This window comes from Shinella sp. R2-11 (assembly GCF_055330205.1).
The window spans coordinates 85,651-101,076 of sequence record NZ_JBVAPC010000001.1; the positions used below are offsets into that span (position 1 = coordinate 85,651).

Genomic DNA, 15,426 nt, shown 5'->3' on the forward strand with positions numbered 1-15,426 from the left:
ATGAGCTACGACCAGAAGCGTGTCGTCGACGCCATCCGCGCCTTCGAGGCCGGCGAGATCGTCGTCGTCATGGATGACGACGGCCGCGAGAACGAGGGCGACCTGATCGTCGCCGCCGTGCATTGCACCCCGGAAAAGATGGCCTTCATCGTGCGCCACACCTCCGGCATCGTCTGCACGCCCATGCCGCGCGAGGAGGCCAAGCGCCTCAACCTCAACGCCATGGTGGCGGAGAACGATTCGGCCCACACCACCGCCTTCACCGTCTCCGTCGACTTCAAGCACGGCACGACGACCGGCATTTCCGCCGACGACCGCACGCTGACCGTGCGCAACCTCGCCAATCCGAATATCGGCCCGAGCGACTTCGTGCGCCCCGGCCACATCTTCCCGCTTGTCGCCCGCGAGGGCGGCGTCTTGATGCGCTCCGGCCATACGGAAGCGGCCGTCGACCTCTGCAAGCTCGCCAGCCTGCCGCCCATCGGCGTGATCAGCGAGCTCGTCAACGACGACGGCACCGTCATGCGCGGCCCGCAGGTCGCGGCCTTCGCGGAAAAGAACGGCCTCAAGCAGGTCTCCGTCGCCGACCTCATCGCCTATCGCCAGCGCAAGGAAACGCTGATCGAGCAGGTCGGCAGCTTCGATATCGAGACGCCCTACGGCAGGGCCAGGGCCGTAACCTACACGCTGCCCTGGGACCCGATGCAGCACCTCGCCGTCGTCTTCGGCGACATCCGCGACGGCGTCGACATTCCGGTGCGCCTGCATCTCGAAAATGTCGGCGGCGACGTCTTCGGCGCGGATCGCCAGATCGACGGCATCATGAAGCGCATCGCGGAACAGGGCCGCGGCGTCGTCGTGTATCTGCGCGAAGGCTCGGTCGGCGTCGGCCAGTCGTCCACGGCGCGCAAGGGCATGCATGACCGCGAGGGCCATGACGAGGCGCAGGCACGCGAGAGCGAATGGCTGGAAATCGGCCTCGGCGCGCAGATCCTGAAGGATCTCGGCATCACCTCGATCCGCCTGATGGCCTCGCGCGAGCGCCACTATGTCGGCCTCGAGGGCTTCGGCATCAAGATCAGCGCCACAGACCTCTGCTGAATTTCAGCCCCGCCGAATATCCCGCATCCGTGAAACGTCTCGCGGTTGCGGGATTTTCCTTGGGGGCGGACGGCATGTGGGATTTCAGCATCGGCAAGACCATCGGCATCCTCGCGCGGACGATGCCGTTCATCCTCATGCGCATGGTGATCTATTTCGTCATCACGCTGGCCTTCATCCTGGCGTCCGGCACCGGCGCGGGCATCGGCTACGGGGTGGGCTCGCTCAGCGACAGCCCGGAATCCTTCGCCATATGGGGCGGCATCTTCGGCATGGGCTTCGTGGGCGTTGCCGTCTACTGGGCGCGCGAATGGCTGCTCTACATGGTCAAGGCCGCCCATATCGCCGTCATCGTCAAGCTGATCGATGGCGAGGCGCTGCCGGACGGCAGGGGACAGGTCGCCTATGGCCGCGAGATCGTCACCGCCCGCTTCGGCGAGGCGAACGTGCTCTTCGCGCTCGACCAGCTCATAAAGGGCGTGATCGCGGCGATCACCGGCCTCATCGGCGGCATCGCCGCCTTCCTGCCGATCCCCGGCCTCGACGGCATCGCGCGCTTCGCCAACACCGTCATCCGCCTGTCGCTGACCTATGTCGACGAGATCATCCTCGGCTACAACATCCGCACGAACAGCGACAACGCCTGGGAAAGTTCGCGCCACGGCCTCGTGCTCTATGCGCAGAACGGGCTGAAGATGGTGAAGAATGCCGTCTGGCTCTCCGTCTTCCTGTGGATGCTCTCCATCCTCGTCTTCGTGCTGGCGCTCGCGCCGGCCGCGGCGATCCTCTACGCCTTCCCCGGCGAGATCGCCGGCCTCAGCTTCGTCGTCGCCATCGTCTTCGCCTGGGCCTTCAAGGCCGCCGTGCTGGAGCCCTTCGCCATCACCGCGCTGATGGCCGTCTATTTCGACACGATCCGCGGACAGGCGCCGGACCCGGAATGGGACGCCAAGCTGGTGGGGGCTTCGGAGAAGTTTCGGGCGCTTGCGGAGAATGCGCGGGGGGCGTTCGGCGGGCGGCCAGTAGCGGCATAGTTGCCTCTCATCCGCCTGCCGGCACCTTCTCCCCGCAAGCGGGGAGAAGGGCGTTGTGGCGCTGCCTCACCCCCCGCCGGTCCGGCATACCCCTTCTCCCCGCTTGCGGGGAGAAGGTCGCGGCAGCGGGATGAGGGGCCGAGTTACCCGCCTCGCCACCCATCGAGATACCGCACCTCCTCCACGCCGGAGAACTTCGCCAGCCGCCCCAGCTCCGCCTCCAGCCTCTCCATCCGCCCCGCCGAGGCGCGCACCTTCGGCTCCCACCAGAGGCGCTTGACATCCAGCGTGCCGGCCCTGCGGTCGGCCTTCATGTCGATGCGGCCGACGAGGCGGTCGCCTTCCAGCAGCGGGAAGACGTAGTAGCCGTATTGCCGCTTCGGCTCCGGCACGAAGACCTCGATGCGGTAGAAATAGCCGAAGAGCCGTTCCGTCCGGTTGCGGTCGCGGATCAGCGGATCGAAGGGCGAAAGCACGCGCAGCCGGTTCGGCGGCTCGGGGATGTCGCCGAGACGTTCGGGAAAATCGGCGAAGGCATGGGAGGCGCGCGGCTTGCCGCCGTCGGCCGGCTCGATCAGGACGGGGCGGAGCTCGTCGCGGTGGGCCTCCACCCAGGCCTTCGCCTCGTCCGGCGAGATGAGGTCCCAGAAGGCGGCGATCTCACCGTGGGTGGCAAAGCCGAGCCGTTCCAGCGCGCTGCGGCAGGCCCAGTCGACGAAGGCGTCGTGCTCCACGTCCGGCTCGTGATGATGCGTCGGGACGACGCGCTCGACGAGATCGTAGACCTTCTGGAAATTCTCCCGCCGGGCGATGGCGACCTTGCCGGTGCGCCAGAGATATTCCAGCGCCGTCTTGTTCGGGTGCCAGTTCCACCAGCCGCCGGACTTGTGATCGTCGGCCTTCAGATCGCGCGAAAGCACCGCGCCGCCCGAGACGATGCGCGCATAGGTCTCGTCGAAGGCCTCCTCGAAGCCCGGCTCGCGCCATTTGCGCCAGCGTTCGATGATGGTGGCGTCCTCACGGCGGAAGCGGTGCTTCCAGTAGCGGAAGAAGGCGCTCGGGATGATCGAGGCATCATGCGTCCAGTTCTCGAAAAGCTCGCCGTCCTTTTCCAGAAGCTCGGCCAGATGCTCGCGCCGGTAGGTCTGGTTGCGCGAGAAGAGGATCTGGTGATGCGCCCGCTCGACGGTGGCGATGCTGTCCACCTGCACGAAGCCGATATCGTGGATGAGCTGGAGCAGCCCCTCCTTGCCGAGCAGGCGGCCGGGAGAAGCGCAAAGGCCCTGGCGGGCGAGGAAGATGCGCCGGGCTTCGGCATTGGGGAGAAGAATCGTCATGGCTGGATGATAGGCATATATTCTTGGTTTGTTCCACTTCTTTCGAAGCGTCGCATCCAGTCCACCCCCTCTGCCTGCCGGCATCTCCCCCACAAGGGGGGAGAAAGCCTTGCTCACCGTTCGATAATGAATGCCAACGGAGCGGCGCGGTAAGCCCCTCCCCTTGTGGGGAGGGGTTGGGGAGGGGTCTCCCCAACGACCACCGCCCGGGTTCCCTTTGCGCCGCACCATGCTATAGCTCCCCACCAATTTCCGCGAACCGGGACCCCGCTCTTGGACATCGTCTTTTCCGCCGCCACGGTGCGCTACGGCGGGCGCATCGCCCTCCATCCGCTCGACCTTTCGCTCACGGAGCGGCGCATCGGCGTGGTCGGCCTCAACGGCTCCGGCAAGACCACCATGGCCCGGCTCATCAACGGCCTCGTCAAGCCGACCGAAGGCACGGTGACGGTCGGGGGGCTCGACACCGTGAAGGACGAGGCGGCCGCGCGCGGGCGGACCGGCTTCATCTTCCAGAATCCGCAGCACCAGATGATCCTGCCGGTCCTTGCCGAGGACATCGCCTTCGGCCTCAAGAACCGCGGCCTCGCCAAGGCCGAGATCGCCGAGAGGACGGATGCCGTTCTCGCCCGCTTCGGCATATCGCACCTCGCGCGGCGGCGCGTGCACGAGCTTTCCGGCGGAGAGACGCAGCTCGGCGCCATCGCCAGCGTGCTCGTCACCGGGCCGGACCTGCTCATCCTCGACGAGCCGACCAACCAGCTCGACCTGAAGAACCGCGCGTTGATCGAGCGCACCATCGCCGGCCTTCCCGAACAAGTCCTCGTCATCACCCACGACCTCGCGCTGCTCGAGGGCTTCGACCGCGTGCTCGTCTTCAACGAGGGCCGGCTTGCCGCCGATGCGCCGCCGAACGAGGCGATCTGCGCCTACCGGGAGATCGCGGCATGCTGAACGGGCTCGACATCGAGGGCAACTCGCCGCTCCACCGCATGCCGGTGCGCGGCAAGCTGATCGTGCTCTTCACGGCGGCGATCGGGCTGTTCTTCCTTTCGGACCTTCGCCTTCTCGTGCCGGCGCTCGGCCTTGCGGCCGCGCTCTTCCTTTCGACAGGTATAAACATTGCGGAAGCGTTCCGCCGCACGCGCTTCGTGCTCTTCACGGTGCTGCTCGTGGCGGCCGCGAACTATGTCTTCGTATCGCCGCACGAGGCGGTCGTCGTCTTCTGCCGGCTTTCCATCCTCGTGCTGCTTGCCGCCGCCATTACCGCGGCGACCGGCATTTCGGCCTTCATGGACGAGATCGCCCGGCTTGCCGCGCCGCTGGAACGCCTCGGCCTCGTGCGGGCGGCGGATGTAAGCCTTGCGGTCGGCCTCGTCATCCGCTTCGTGCCGGAGATTCTGGCGCGCTACCATGACATCGCGGATGCGCACAGGGCGCGCGGCCTGCCGCTGCGCCCGCTCACCGCGCTTGTGCCGCTGATCATCCTGACGCTGAAGGATGCGGATACGATCGCCATGGCGATTGACGCCCGCGGCTTTCGGCGTCACTAAAGTGCCCCGGCCTTTCGAACCACTAGCCTTTTCGAACGAGGACATGAAGTGACCACCAGAGATCTCGTGCTTGTCGCCCTTTTTGCCGCCATCATGGTCGTTCTCGGCCTTCTGCCGCCGATCACGCTCGGCTTCATTCCGGTGCCGATCACCGCGCAGTCGCTCGGCCCGATGCTCGCCGGCTGCATACTCGGCGCGCGGCGCGGCTTCCTCTCCATGCTGCTCTTCCTGCTGCTCGTCGCCATCGGCCTGCCGGTCCTGTCCGGCGGACGCGGCGGCTTTGCCGTGCTCGCCGGCCCGACGGGCGGCTATATCGTCGGCTGGGCCTTCGGCGCCCTCGTCTGCGGTCTGATCGCCCAGCGCCTCGTACGCGAGGGGCAGAACGAGATCGCCCAGATCGCCGCCTTCGTCGTGGCCGCCTTCGTCGGCGGTGTCGTCGTCGTCTATCTCTTCGGCCTCGTCTGGCTGAGCTACGCGACCGGCAATGCCTTCCTGCCGGCCGTCGTTGCCTCCGCGGCCTTCCTGCCGGGCGACCTGATCAAGGTGGGCATCGCAGCCCTTGCCGGCCGCGCCGTGCTCGCCGGCTACCCGCTGCTGCCGCAGCGCGCCTGAGCCCATGCTGCGTGCCGTCGTCCATGCCTTCGGCGATCCCCGAAAGGTGATCGGCCTCGAAGAAGTGGAACGCACGGCACCAGGCCCCGGCGCGGTGGAAATCCGTATCCGCCGCGCCGCCATCAACCCTTCCGACCTCATCCCCGTCACCGGGGCCTATCGCAGCCGCACCACCTTGCCCTTCGTGCCCGGCTTCGAGGGCGTGGGCGAAGTCACCCGCCTCGGCGAGGGCGTGACGGGGCTTGCGGCCGGCCGGCGCGTGCTGCCGATCGGCGCGAGCGGGCTCTGGCAGGAATACCTCGTCCGCCCGGCGGACTGGTGCTTTGCGGTCCCGGACGATCTTTCCGAGGATCAGGCCGCCATGGCCTATGTGAACCCGCTGACGGCCTTCCGGCTGATCGACGCGATCAAGGCGCATTTCGGCACGACGAACGGCCAACGGATCGGCGTCACCGCCGCGGCCTCCGCCATAGGCCGGATGCTGCTTTCTCTGCTGGGCGAGGCGGGCTTCCAGCCCGTCGCGCTGGTGCGCAGCGCCGCGACGGCAGCGCGACTCGGCGAAACCTTCGGCGGCGAGATCGCCGTTCGACCCGCACCGCCGCTCGACGGCGTGCTCGATGCGGTCGGGGGCGCGGCGGGCGATGCGCTGTTCCAGCAGATCCGCGCCGGCGGCGCCTTCATCCAGTATGGCGCGCTTTCCGGTGCGCAGCTCGATCCGGCCCTGGTGACGGCCCGGCGTGAAGAGGTCGCCTTCTCCTTCCTCTGGCTGCGCAACTGGGTGCATTCCATCCCGCGCGCCGCCATCGAGGCCGCCTTCGCCGGGAGCTTCTCCGGCATCCGCGCCGGCATTCTCGGCTCGGCGGTCGACAGCGTCTTTTCGCTGCCGGACCTTCCGGCCGCCCTCGCCCGACAGGACGATCCGGCCCGCGCCGGCAAGGTACTCCTTATGCCCTGATGGTTGAAAAGGCGTGGACACCGGCCCATTTCCCGTGGACCTCGCCAACCGCAATGGGTAGCTTCCGGCCATGACGACGTTTCTCTTCGAGAACCCGATCTTCCTTGAGCACACCGCGCCCGAGGGCCATCCGGAGCGCTCCGACCGCATCCGGGCGCTGAACCTTGCGCTGGAGCACGAGCGCTTCTCCCCGCTGGTGCGTGAGAAGGCCCCGCAGGCCAACGAGGATTTCGTCCTGCTCGCCCATCCGGAAAGCCACCTGCGGGCCGTGATGTCGGAAATTCCGGAAGAAGGTATCAACCAGGTCGAGGCCGATACCTATGCGAGCCCCGCCAGCCTTCAGGCGGCGCTGACCGGCATCGGCGGCGCCATCGCGGCGGTCGATGCCGTCTTTTCCGGCAAGGCCGACAATGCCTTCGTCGCCGCCCGCCCGCCCGGCCATCACGCCGAGCGCGAGAAGGCGATGGGCTTCTGCTTCTTCAACAATGCCGCCATCGCCGCCCGCCATGCGCAGCAGGCCCATGGCGCCGAGCGCGTCGCCATCGTCGACTGGGACGTGCATCACGGCAACGGCACGCAGGACATCTTCTTCGACGATCCCTCCGTGCTGTTCTGCTCGACGCACCAGATGCCGCTCTACCCCGGCACCGGCGCAAAGGACGAGACGGGCGCGGGCAACATCGTCAACGCGCCGCTTTCGGCCAATGACGGCAGCGACCATTTCCGCGAGGCCTTCAAGACGCGCGTCCTGCCGCGCGTCGCCGATTTCCGGCCCGACATCATCATCATCTCCGCCGGCTTCGATGCGCATCACCGCGACCCGCTCGCCCAGATCAACCTCATCGCCGACGATTTCGACTGGGCGACGGGCAAGCTGATGGACCTTTCCGAAAAATCGGCGAACAACCGGGTGGTCAGCCTGCTGGAAGGCGGCTACGACCTGCAAGGCCTCGCCGAATCCGCCGCCACCCATATCTACCGCCTGATGAGAGGCTGACCCATGACCACGACCGCGCCCGACGTTTCCGCCCTCTCCTTCGAACAGGCGGTGGAAGAACTGGAAAAGATCGTCGCTGCCCTCGAACGCGGCGACGTGCCGCTCGACCGTTCCATCGAGATCTACGAACGCGGCGAAGCGCTGAAGAAGCACTGCGAGACCCTGCTTTCGGCCGCCGAGAACCGCATCGAGAAGATCCGCCTCGACCGCGCCGGCAAGCCGCAGGGTACCGAGCCGCTCGACGGGGCGTAAGTTCCGTTCGGTGACCACACCGTCAACAGCCACTGCCCTATCCACGCCTCTCCCCGCCCGCTAGCATGCGGGCATCAACCAGATACAGGAGGGCGTGATGAGCTTCTTTCCGGGCAAGGATCCCGAGGCGGGAGATGCGGCGGCGTGCGATGCGCTGGAAAACCTGATCATTCCGCGCACCAGCGATATCGGCGGACTGGAGGTGCGGCGGGCGCTGCCGACGGCCAAGCGCCGGCTGGTCGGGCCCTTCATCTTCTTCGACCGCATGGGGCCGGCGCTGCTGAGGGCAGGCGAAGCGATCGACGTCAAGCCGCATCCGCATATCGGGCTTTCCACCGTCACCTATCTCTTCGATGGCGAGATCAAGCACCGCGACAGCCTCGGCACCGAAATGGTGATCGCCCCCGGTGACGTGAACCTGATGACGGCCGGGCGCGGCATCGTGCATTCCGAGCGCTCGCCGGAGAACCTGCGCGGCAGGCCGCAATCCATCTCCGGCCTCCAGACCTGGCTCGCCCTGCCCGACCATCTTGAAGAATCGGCGCCCGTCTTCTCCCACACGACGGAATCCGAGCTTCCCGCCTTCTCCGTCGACGGCATCACCGGGCGCACGATCATCGGCACATATGAGGGCCATGCCTCGCCGGTCAGCGTGCCGACCGATACGCTTTATACCGACCTGATGCTCGCCCCCGGCGCTACCGCGCCGCTGGCGGCGGACTGGGAGGAGCGCGCGGTCTATGTGCTTTCCGGCACACTGGATGTCGCCGGCGACGTCTTCGAGGCGGACCGGCTGCTCGTCTTCCGCCCGGGCGATCCCATCACCCTCAAGGCGGGACCGGAGGGCTGTCACATCATGCTCTTCGGCGGCGCGGCGCTCGGCTCGAAGCGGTATATCTGGTGGAACTTCGTCTCCTCGTCCAAGGAGCGGATCGAGCAGGCCAAGGAAGAGTGGCGCACCGGCCGCTTCGACATCGTGCCCGGCGACGAGGAAGAGTTCGTGCCGCTGCCGGCGGGGTGATGAATAGCTATGAAAGCATATATATACTGAGCATCGAGCACATGGCTTGCAGCCTTTGGAAGAAGACATTCCCCCAACCGCTCCGTCATGCTCGGACTCGACCCGAGGATGACGGTGGAGAGGGAGCGCATCTTGCGAAGAAGGCCATTGACGAATCCATAGCCATTCAGCTATATAAAAATCCATAGCCACAGAGGTATGGATTTTGACCGAGCCGCATGACATCCTCTTCCGCACATTGGCCGACCCGACGCGGCGGGCGCTTTTCGAGCGGCTGTGCCGCGAGGGCGAGAAGACCGTGGGGGCGCTGACGGCGCAGGCGGGCGTTTCGCAGCCGGTCGTCTCCAAGCATCTGAGCCTCCTCAAGCAGGCCGGCCTCGTGCGCGACCGCCACGAAGGCAGGCAGACCCATTACAGCGCGCAGCTCGGCGCGCTCGCGCCGCTGGTCGACTGGACCGGCCAGATGGCCCGGTTCTGGGAGGCGCGCTTCGACGACCTCGAAAATCTGCTCAGGAGAATGGACCAATGAACACGGAGACACGCACCGTCGTCGTTGAGCGCGAGATCGCCCATCCGCCGGAAAAGCTCTGGCGAGCGCTGACGCAGCCGCATCTCATCGCCGAATGGCTGATGCGCAACGATTTCACGCCGGTCGTCGGCCACAGGTTCACGCTGAGCGGCGACTGGGGCAGCGTCGAATGCGATGTCCTGACGGTCGAGCCCGGAAAAACCCTGACCTACACCTGGAATCACGCGCACGCCGACCCGGCTTTCGACCTGAGGAGCGTGGTGAGCTTCACCCTGACGCCGACGGGCGCCGGCACGCTGCTGCGCATGGAGCAGACCGGTTTCCGGCCGGAGCAGAAGCAGGCCTTCGGCGGCGCGCGCCATGGCTGGGAACAGCATTTCACGAACCTCGAAAACGTCCTGGCGGGACTGGACTAGGAAGGAGCGGGCCATGAACTGGACCACGAAGATCCGGCAGATCCACCGCTGGCTGTCGATTGCCTTCACGCTTGCCGTGCTCGTCAATATCGCGGCGATGACACGGGGGCAGCCTCCCGTCTGGGTCGGCCTCCTCGCCCTCTTGCCCCTTATCCTGCTGCTGGCGAGCGGGCTCTATCTCTTCGTCCTACCCTATACGAGGCGGCGCGGCCCGGAGGCGTCATGACCGGAAAGAACAGCGACAAGCCCGTCCTGCTTTCGGGCGGCAACCCGCAGATCGCGAAAGGCTACGGCGATGGCCCGGTCAAGGCCTATATCGCGGCGATGCCGGGCTGGAAGAGCGATGTCGGCCGGCGGCTGGACGCGCTGATCGAAGAGATCGTGCCCGATGTCCACAAGGCGGTGAAGTGGAATTCACCCCTCTACGGCATCGAGGGGGACGGCTGGTTCCTCAGCTACCATTGCTTCGCGAAATACATAAAGCTCTCCTTCTTCCGCGGCACCTCGCTCGATCCCGTGCCCCCGGTCGCTTCCAGTACGGCGGAAACGCGCTATCTCCACATCCACGAAGGCGAGGCGCTGGATGAAGACCTGCTGGCCGGCTGGATCCGGCAGGCAAGCCGCCTTCCCGGCGAGCGCATGTAAGCGGCGAAAGGCAGGACCATGACCGACAGACAATCTCCCTCCGAGCTGATCGACGGACGCATCGCCGAACTTGCCGACTGGCGCGGCGAGATGCTGGCGCGCCTGCGCGCCCTGATCAGGCAGGCCGATCCCGAGGTCGTCGAGGAATGGAAATGGCGGGGCGTTCCCGTCTGGGAGCATGACGGCATCCTGTGCACCGGCGAGACCTACAAGGCCGTGGTGAAGATGACCTTCGCCAGGGGCGCGTCGCTGGAGGACCCGGCCGGGCTCTTCAATTCCAGCCTCGAAGGCAACACGCGCCGCGCCATCGACTTTCGCGAGGGCGAGACCATCGAGGAAGAGGCGTTGAAGGCGCTGATCCGCGCGGCGGTCGCGCTCAACCAAACCTCGCGGGCGAAGAAGAAAAACTAGAGGACACCTTTCCCCCGCCCGCCCGGCAAGGCCGGGCGTCCGCAAAATGCCCCATTTGCCCAACAAGACTCGGTGCATGCGTCGGTTTGCGAGGTATCAATCCGGCGAAATACGCTCTAGACTTGCCGAAACGGTTGAAATCGCGCGCCGCATTCTGCATGTGACAGGTTAGCGCGGTACATGTACCGAATGCCCGGGCGCGCCTCCGCGAGGAGCCATCGCCTTCGGGCCCGACAACGAGGCATGAGAGTGACACAAACGCCAGCCACGCCCCTGCTCGACAAGGTCCGCATCCCGGCGGACCTGAAGGCCGTCGACGACCGCGACCTGCCGCAACTGGCGGCGGAACTGCGCGCGGAAATGGTCGACGCCGTCTCGCGCACCGGCGGGCATCTCGGGGCGGGCCTCGGCGTGGTGGAGCTGACCATCGCCATCCACAAGGTCTTCGATACGCCGAAGGACCGGCTGATCTTCGATGTCGGCCACCAGTGCTATCCGCACAAGATCCTCACCGGCCGGCGCGACCGCATCCGCACGCTCCGCCAGGAAGACGGCCTTTCCGGCTTCACCCGCCGGGCCGAGAGCGAATACGACCCCTTCGGCGCCGCCCATTCCTCGACATCGATCTCCGCCGGCCTCGGCATGGCGGTCGCCGCCGACCTTTCGGGCGAGCACCGCAACGTCATCGCCGTCATCGGCGACGGCGCGATGTCGGCCGGCATGGCCTATGAGGCGCTGAACAATGCCGGCGCGCTCGATGCGCGCCTCATCGTCATCCTCAACGACAACGACATGTCCATCGCCCCGCCGACCGGCGCGATGAGCGCCTATCTCGCGCGCCTCGCCTCCGGCCGCACCTATATGGGCTTCCGCGACCTCGGCAAGAAGCTGACCGCCTATCTCGGCAAGAAGGTCGACCGCGCCATCACCCGCGCCGTCGAGCATGCGCGCGGCTATGTCACCGGCGGAACGCTCTTCGAGGAGATGGGCTTCTATCATATCGGCCCGATCGACGGCCATTCCTTCGAGCATCTGCTGCCCGTGCTGCGCAATGTGCGCGACAATTCCAGGGGCCCGGTGCTGATCCACGTCGTCACGCAGAAGGGCAAGGGCTATCCCCCGGCCGAGGCCGCCGCCGACAAGTATCACGGCGTCAACAAGTTCGACGTCATCACCGGCGCGCAGGCGAAGGCCAAGCCGAACGCGCCCGCCTATACGTCCGTCTTCGCCGATGCGCTGGTGCAGGAGGCCGGCTTCGACGAGAAGATCGTCGGCGTCACCGCCGCCATGCCCGCCGGCACCGGCCTCGACAAGCTGGCCAGCATCTATCCGGCCCGCACCTTCGATGTCGGCATCGCCGAGCAGCATGCCGTGACCTTCGCCGCCGGCCTCGCCGCCGAGGGCTACAAGCCGTTCTGCGCGCTCTATTCCACCTTCCTGCAACGCGGCTACGACCAGGTGGTGCACGACGTCGCCATCCAGGGCCTGCCGGTGCGCTTCCCCATCGACCGCGCCGGCTTCGTCGGTGCCGACGGGCCGACCCATGCCGGCTCCTTCGACACGACCTATCTTGCGACACTGCCCGGCTTCGTGGTGATGGCCGCCGCCGACGAGGCGGAACTGAAGCATATGGTGCGCACCGCCGCCGCTTATGATGCCGGCCCCATCTCCTTCCGCTACCCGCGCGGCGAGGGCGTCGGCGTCGACCTACCGGCCCGCGGCGAAATCCTGGAGATCGGCAAGGGCCGCGTGGTCAAGGAAGGCACGAAGGTCGCCCTCCTCTCCTTCGGCACCCGCCTTGCCGACTGTCTGCTTGCCGCCGAAGACCTCGACGCCGCCGGCCTCTCCACCACGGTCGCCGACGCGCGCTTCGCCAAGCCGCTCGACCACGATCTCATCCGCCAGCTCGCCCGCAACCACGAGGTCCTCATCACCATCGAGGAAGGCGCCGTCGGCGGCTTCGCCAGCCACGTCCTGCAATTCCTCGCGCTGGAAGGCCTGCTCGACCAAGGCCTCAAGGTGCGTCCCATGGTGCTGCCGGACGCATGGATGGAACAGGCCAAGCCCGAAGCCATGTACGCCAAGGCCGGCCTCGACCGCGCCGGCATCGTCTCCACCGTCTTCCAGGCGCTCGGCCAGAAGGCCGTCGCGGATGTGGGCGCGGCGGGCTGAACGGCCTGCAGGGCTTGCTCTTTATCCGCCGTCTTCCCTCGGAAAAAAGGGGTATTCCGAGCGAAAATCTTTGCTTCCTGCCTGCGGCCGCCCCTCATCCGCCTGCCGGCACCTTCTCCCCGCAAGCGGGGCGAAGGGACTTGGGGCATATGTTTTCCCGCAAACAAGCTGTTTTTTGAGGAAAGCCGCGCATCCTCCCCCTTCTCCCCGCCTGCGGGGAGAAGGTCCCGGCAGGGGGATGAGGGGCTTCTCTGACCCAACCCAGCTTTCAATCCATCTCCTCCCATCCGACCCTCCGGGCCACCTCCTCCCCCTCGGAGAAAAGGCAAGGAGCACCACCGGGGCTTGCCTCTTTGCCCCCGAAGCGTCATGAGAGGCGCATGTCCCACACCAGCGAAACCATCCGCCTCGACCAGCTCCTGCTGAATGCCGGCCTCGTCGCCAGCCGCTCGCGGGCGCGCGATGCGATCACGCGCGGCACCGTCACGGTGAACGGCCGTGTCGTCACCAAGCCGAGCGCGAGCTTTCCGGCCTCGGCCATCATTACCATCGACGATCCGGCGCAGGCCTATGTCTCGCGCGCGGCGCTGAAGCTGACGGCGGCGCTCGACCGTTTCGGGCTCGACCCCAAAGGCCTCGACTGTCTCGATATCGGCGCCTCCACCGGCGGTTTCACGCAAGTCCTGCTGGAGCGCGGCGCGACGCATGTCGTCGCCGTCGATGTCGGCCATGACCAGATGCATCCCCGCCTTCGCGCCGATCCACGCGTGACCAATCTCGAAGGACTGAATGCGCGGGCAATGAGCCGGGCCGATCTCGGCGGGCGCGCCATCGGCGCGGTCGTCTCCGACGTCTCCTTCATCTCGCTGAAGCTCGCCCTGCCGCCGGCCCTGACCCTGGCCGTACCCGGCGCCTTCTGCGCCCTTCTCGTCAAGCCGCAATTCGAGGCGGGCCGCGAGGCGATCAGCAAGGCGGGGCTCCTGAAAGACCCGGAAAGCGCCCCTGCCGTGGCAGCGGAGCTGGAGCGCTGGCTCGTCGAGGAGATGGGCTGGCAGAGCCTCGGCCTCGTGCCCTCGCCCATCACCGGTGGCGACGGCAATCACGAATTTCTTCTTGGAGGGCGAAAGCCATGACGACGGAAACCCTCACCATCGCGCGGCTCGGCAGCGGCGGCGACGGCATCGCCGACGCGCCGGGCGGCCCGGTCTACGTGCCCTTCACGCTGCCGGGCGAGACGGTCGCCGTGGCGCGGGTGAAGAACCACGGCACCGTCATGTCCATGTCGGTCGTCTCGCCCGAGCGGGTGGAGCCGCCCTGCGTGCATTTCGGCCCCGATGGCAGGAACGGCACCTGCGGCGGCTGCACACTGCAGCATGCGAGCGACGCCCTCTACCACGACTTCAAGCGCGGCCTCGTCGTCAACGCCCTGAAAGCCAAGGGGCTGACGCCGGATGTCGCCCCGCTGGTCATCGCCCGGCCGGGCGAGCGCCGCCGCGTCGCCTTCACCGCACGCAAGACGGAAAAGGACATGCTGCTCGGCTTCAACCAGGCCGGCAGCCACCACATCGTCTCCATCGAGCACTGTCCCATCGCCAGCGACGGCATCGTCTCCCGGCTGGAGGACATCCGCCAGGTGGCCGCGGCCATCGCGACGTCGAGCGAGCCCTTCCGCCTGACGGTGCTGGAAACCACGACCGGCCTAGACCTCGCCTTCGAGGGCGTGAAGAAGGTTGGCGACAGGGAGCGCCGGGCCGTCACCGAATGCACCCTCGCGCTGCGCGGCATCGCCCGCGTTTCCAACGACGGCGAGATCCTCATCGAGCCGGTGAAGCCGGAAATCGACTTTGCCGGCGTGCGCGTCTTCCCGCCGGCCGGCGGCTTCACGCAGGCGACGAAGCCGGCGGAAGAGGCCATGGCCGAACTGGTGCTGGAGGCGCTCGGCAAGGCCAGGCGCGTCGCCGACCTCTTCGCCGGCTCCGGCACCTTCGCACTGCGTATCGCGCGCAAGGCGAAGGTCCATGCGGTGGAAGGCGACGAGAAGGCGATCAAGGCGCTGGACCATGCCGCGCGCAACACGCAAGGGCTCAAGCCTGTGACAGTGGAGCGGCGCGACCTCTTCCGCCGCCCGCTGATGACCTCCGAACTGAAGGTCTATGACGCCGTCGTCTTCGACCCGCCGCGCGCCGGCGCGGAGGACCAGTGCAAGGAACTCGCCCGCTCCGGCGTCAAGACCATCGTCGCGGTCTCCTGCAACCCGGTGAGCCTCGCCCGCGACCTTTCCATCCTCACCGCCGCCGGCTACCGCATCCGCCTCGTCACGCCCATCGACCAGTTCCTCTGGTCGGCGCATGTGGAGGCCGTGGCGGTGCTGGAAAAGGCCGCATAGCAAAA

18 protein-coding genes are annotated in these 15,426 nt (G+C 67.0%); 17 read left to right on the forward strand and 1 reads right to left on the reverse strand.

What is annotated here, in order from left to right:
* Both ribB and ACZ1A1_RS00435 read left to right on the forward strand, forming a co-directional pair.
* Positions 1 to 1,101: a 3,4-dihydroxy-2-butanone-4-phosphate synthase gene (gene ribB, locus ACZ1A1_RS00430; protein ID WP_313192247.1), complete on the forward strand. Its 1,101-nt coding sequence runs from the start codon at positions 1 to 3 to the stop codon at positions 1,099 to 1,101.
* Positions 1,102 to 1,175: 74 nt separating this feature from the next.
* Positions 1,176 to 2,135, forward strand: a complete 960-nt coding sequence (locus tag ACZ1A1_RS00435) for a hypothetical protein (protein WP_463618290.1) — start codon at positions 1,176 to 1,178, stop codon at positions 2,133 to 2,135.
* Between the two features lie 143 nt (positions 2,136 to 2,278).
* On the opposite strand, the gene ACZ1A1_RS00440 is transcribed toward ACZ1A1_RS00435, so the two are convergent.
* Positions 2,279 to 3,472: a winged helix-turn-helix domain-containing protein gene (locus ACZ1A1_RS00440; protein ID WP_463618291.1), complete on the reverse strand. Its 1,194-nt coding sequence runs from the start codon at positions 3,470 to 3,472 to the stop codon at positions 2,279 to 2,281.
* 273 nt (positions 3,473 to 3,745) lie between these two features.
* Between ACZ1A1_RS00440 and ACZ1A1_RS00445 the strand changes: the two genes are divergently transcribed.
* The 15 genes from ACZ1A1_RS00445 (at position 3,746) to ACZ1A1_RS00515 (ending at position 15,421) form a co-directional block, all read left to right on the forward strand.
* Entirely contained in the window at positions 3,746 to 4,426 is a 681-nt protein-coding gene (locus tag ACZ1A1_RS00445) for an energy-coupling factor ABC transporter ATP-binding protein (protein ID WP_463618292.1), read from the forward strand.
* The gene (locus tag ACZ1A1_RS00450) at positions 4,420 to 5,025 is read left to right on the forward strand and encodes an energy-coupling factor transporter transmembrane component T family protein (protein WP_463618293.1); all 606 of its coding nucleotides are present in this window, start codon (positions 4,420 to 4,422) and stop codon (positions 5,023 to 5,025) included. The genes ACZ1A1_RS00445 and ACZ1A1_RS00450 overlap by 7 nt, the downstream gene beginning before the upstream one ends.
* A 48-nt stretch (positions 5,026 to 5,073) precedes the next feature.
* Positions 5,074 to 5,637, forward strand: a complete 564-nt coding sequence (locus ACZ1A1_RS00455) for a biotin transporter BioY (protein WP_463618294.1) — start codon at positions 5,074 to 5,076, stop codon at positions 5,635 to 5,637.
* Between the two features lie 4 nt (positions 5,638 to 5,641).
* On the forward strand, positions 5,642 to 6,592 hold the full coding sequence (locus tag ACZ1A1_RS00460) for a zinc-dependent alcohol dehydrogenase family protein (protein WP_463618295.1): 951 nt from the start codon (positions 5,642 to 5,644) through the stop codon (positions 6,590 to 6,592).
* 70 nt (positions 6,593 to 6,662) lie between these two features.
* Entirely contained in the window at positions 6,663 to 7,589 is a 927-nt protein-coding gene (locus ACZ1A1_RS00465) for a histone deacetylase family protein (RefSeq protein WP_463618296.1), read from the forward strand.
* Between the two features lie 3 nt (positions 7,590 to 7,592).
* Positions 7,593 to 7,841 (forward strand): exodeoxyribonuclease VII small subunit, encoded by a 249-nt coding sequence (locus ACZ1A1_RS00470; protein WP_415214136.1) that lies wholly within the window; start codon positions 7,593 to 7,595, stop codon positions 7,839 to 7,841.
* 97 nt (positions 7,842 to 7,938) lie between these two features.
* Entirely contained in the window at positions 7,939 to 8,862 is a 924-nt protein-coding gene (locus ACZ1A1_RS00475) for a pirin family protein (protein WP_463618297.1), read from the forward strand.
* Positions 8,863 to 9,067: 205 nt separating this feature from the next.
* Positions 9,068 to 9,391 (forward strand): ArsR/SmtB family transcription factor, encoded by a 324-nt coding sequence (locus ACZ1A1_RS00480; RefSeq protein WP_463618298.1) that lies wholly within the window; start codon positions 9,068 to 9,070, stop codon positions 9,389 to 9,391.
* Positions 9,388 to 9,807 carry an SRPBCC family protein gene (locus tag ACZ1A1_RS00485; RefSeq protein ID WP_463618299.1) on the forward strand — a complete coding sequence of 140 codons (420 nt, stop codon included), beginning with the start codon at positions 9,388 to 9,390 and terminating at the stop codon, positions 9,805 to 9,807. Before ACZ1A1_RS00480 ends, ACZ1A1_RS00485 begins: the two co-directional genes overlap by 4 nt.
* Before the next feature lie 13 nt (positions 9,808 to 9,820).
* Complete coding sequence (locus ACZ1A1_RS00490) at positions 9,821 to 10,033, forward strand: hypothetical protein (protein ID WP_463618300.1); 213 nt, start codon at positions 9,821 to 9,823, stop codon at positions 10,031 to 10,033.
* Positions 10,030 to 10,452 carry a DUF1801 domain-containing protein gene (locus ACZ1A1_RS00495; RefSeq protein WP_463618301.1) on the forward strand — a complete coding sequence of 141 codons (423 nt, stop codon included), beginning with the start codon at positions 10,030 to 10,032 and terminating at the stop codon, positions 10,450 to 10,452. The genes ACZ1A1_RS00490 and ACZ1A1_RS00495 overlap by 4 nt, the downstream gene beginning before the upstream one ends.
* 18 nt (positions 10,453 to 10,470) lie before the next feature.
* Entirely contained in the window at positions 10,471 to 10,863 is a 393-nt protein-coding gene (locus ACZ1A1_RS00500; RefSeq protein WP_463618302.1) for a DUF1801 domain-containing protein, read from the forward strand.
* A gap of 243 nt (positions 10,864 to 11,106) precedes the next feature.
* Positions 11,107 to 13,035: a 1-deoxy-D-xylulose-5-phosphate synthase gene (gene dxs, locus ACZ1A1_RS00505; protein WP_463618303.1), complete on the forward strand. Its 1,929-nt coding sequence runs from the start codon at positions 11,107 to 11,109 to the stop codon at positions 13,033 to 13,035.
* Positions 13,036 to 13,415: 380 nt separating this feature from the next.
* The gene (locus tag ACZ1A1_RS00510) at positions 13,416 to 14,168 is read left to right on the forward strand and encodes a TlyA family RNA methyltransferase (protein WP_463618304.1); all 753 of its coding nucleotides are present in this window, start codon (positions 13,416 to 13,418) and stop codon (positions 14,166 to 14,168) included.
* Positions 14,165 to 15,421, forward strand: coding sequence for a class I SAM-dependent RNA methyltransferase (locus tag ACZ1A1_RS00515; protein ID WP_463618305.1), 1,257 nt, complete (start codon positions 14,165 to 14,167; stop codon positions 15,419 to 15,421). The genes ACZ1A1_RS00510 and ACZ1A1_RS00515 overlap by 4 nt, the downstream gene beginning before the upstream one ends.
* Positions 15,422 to 15,426: the final 5 nt, after the last annotated feature.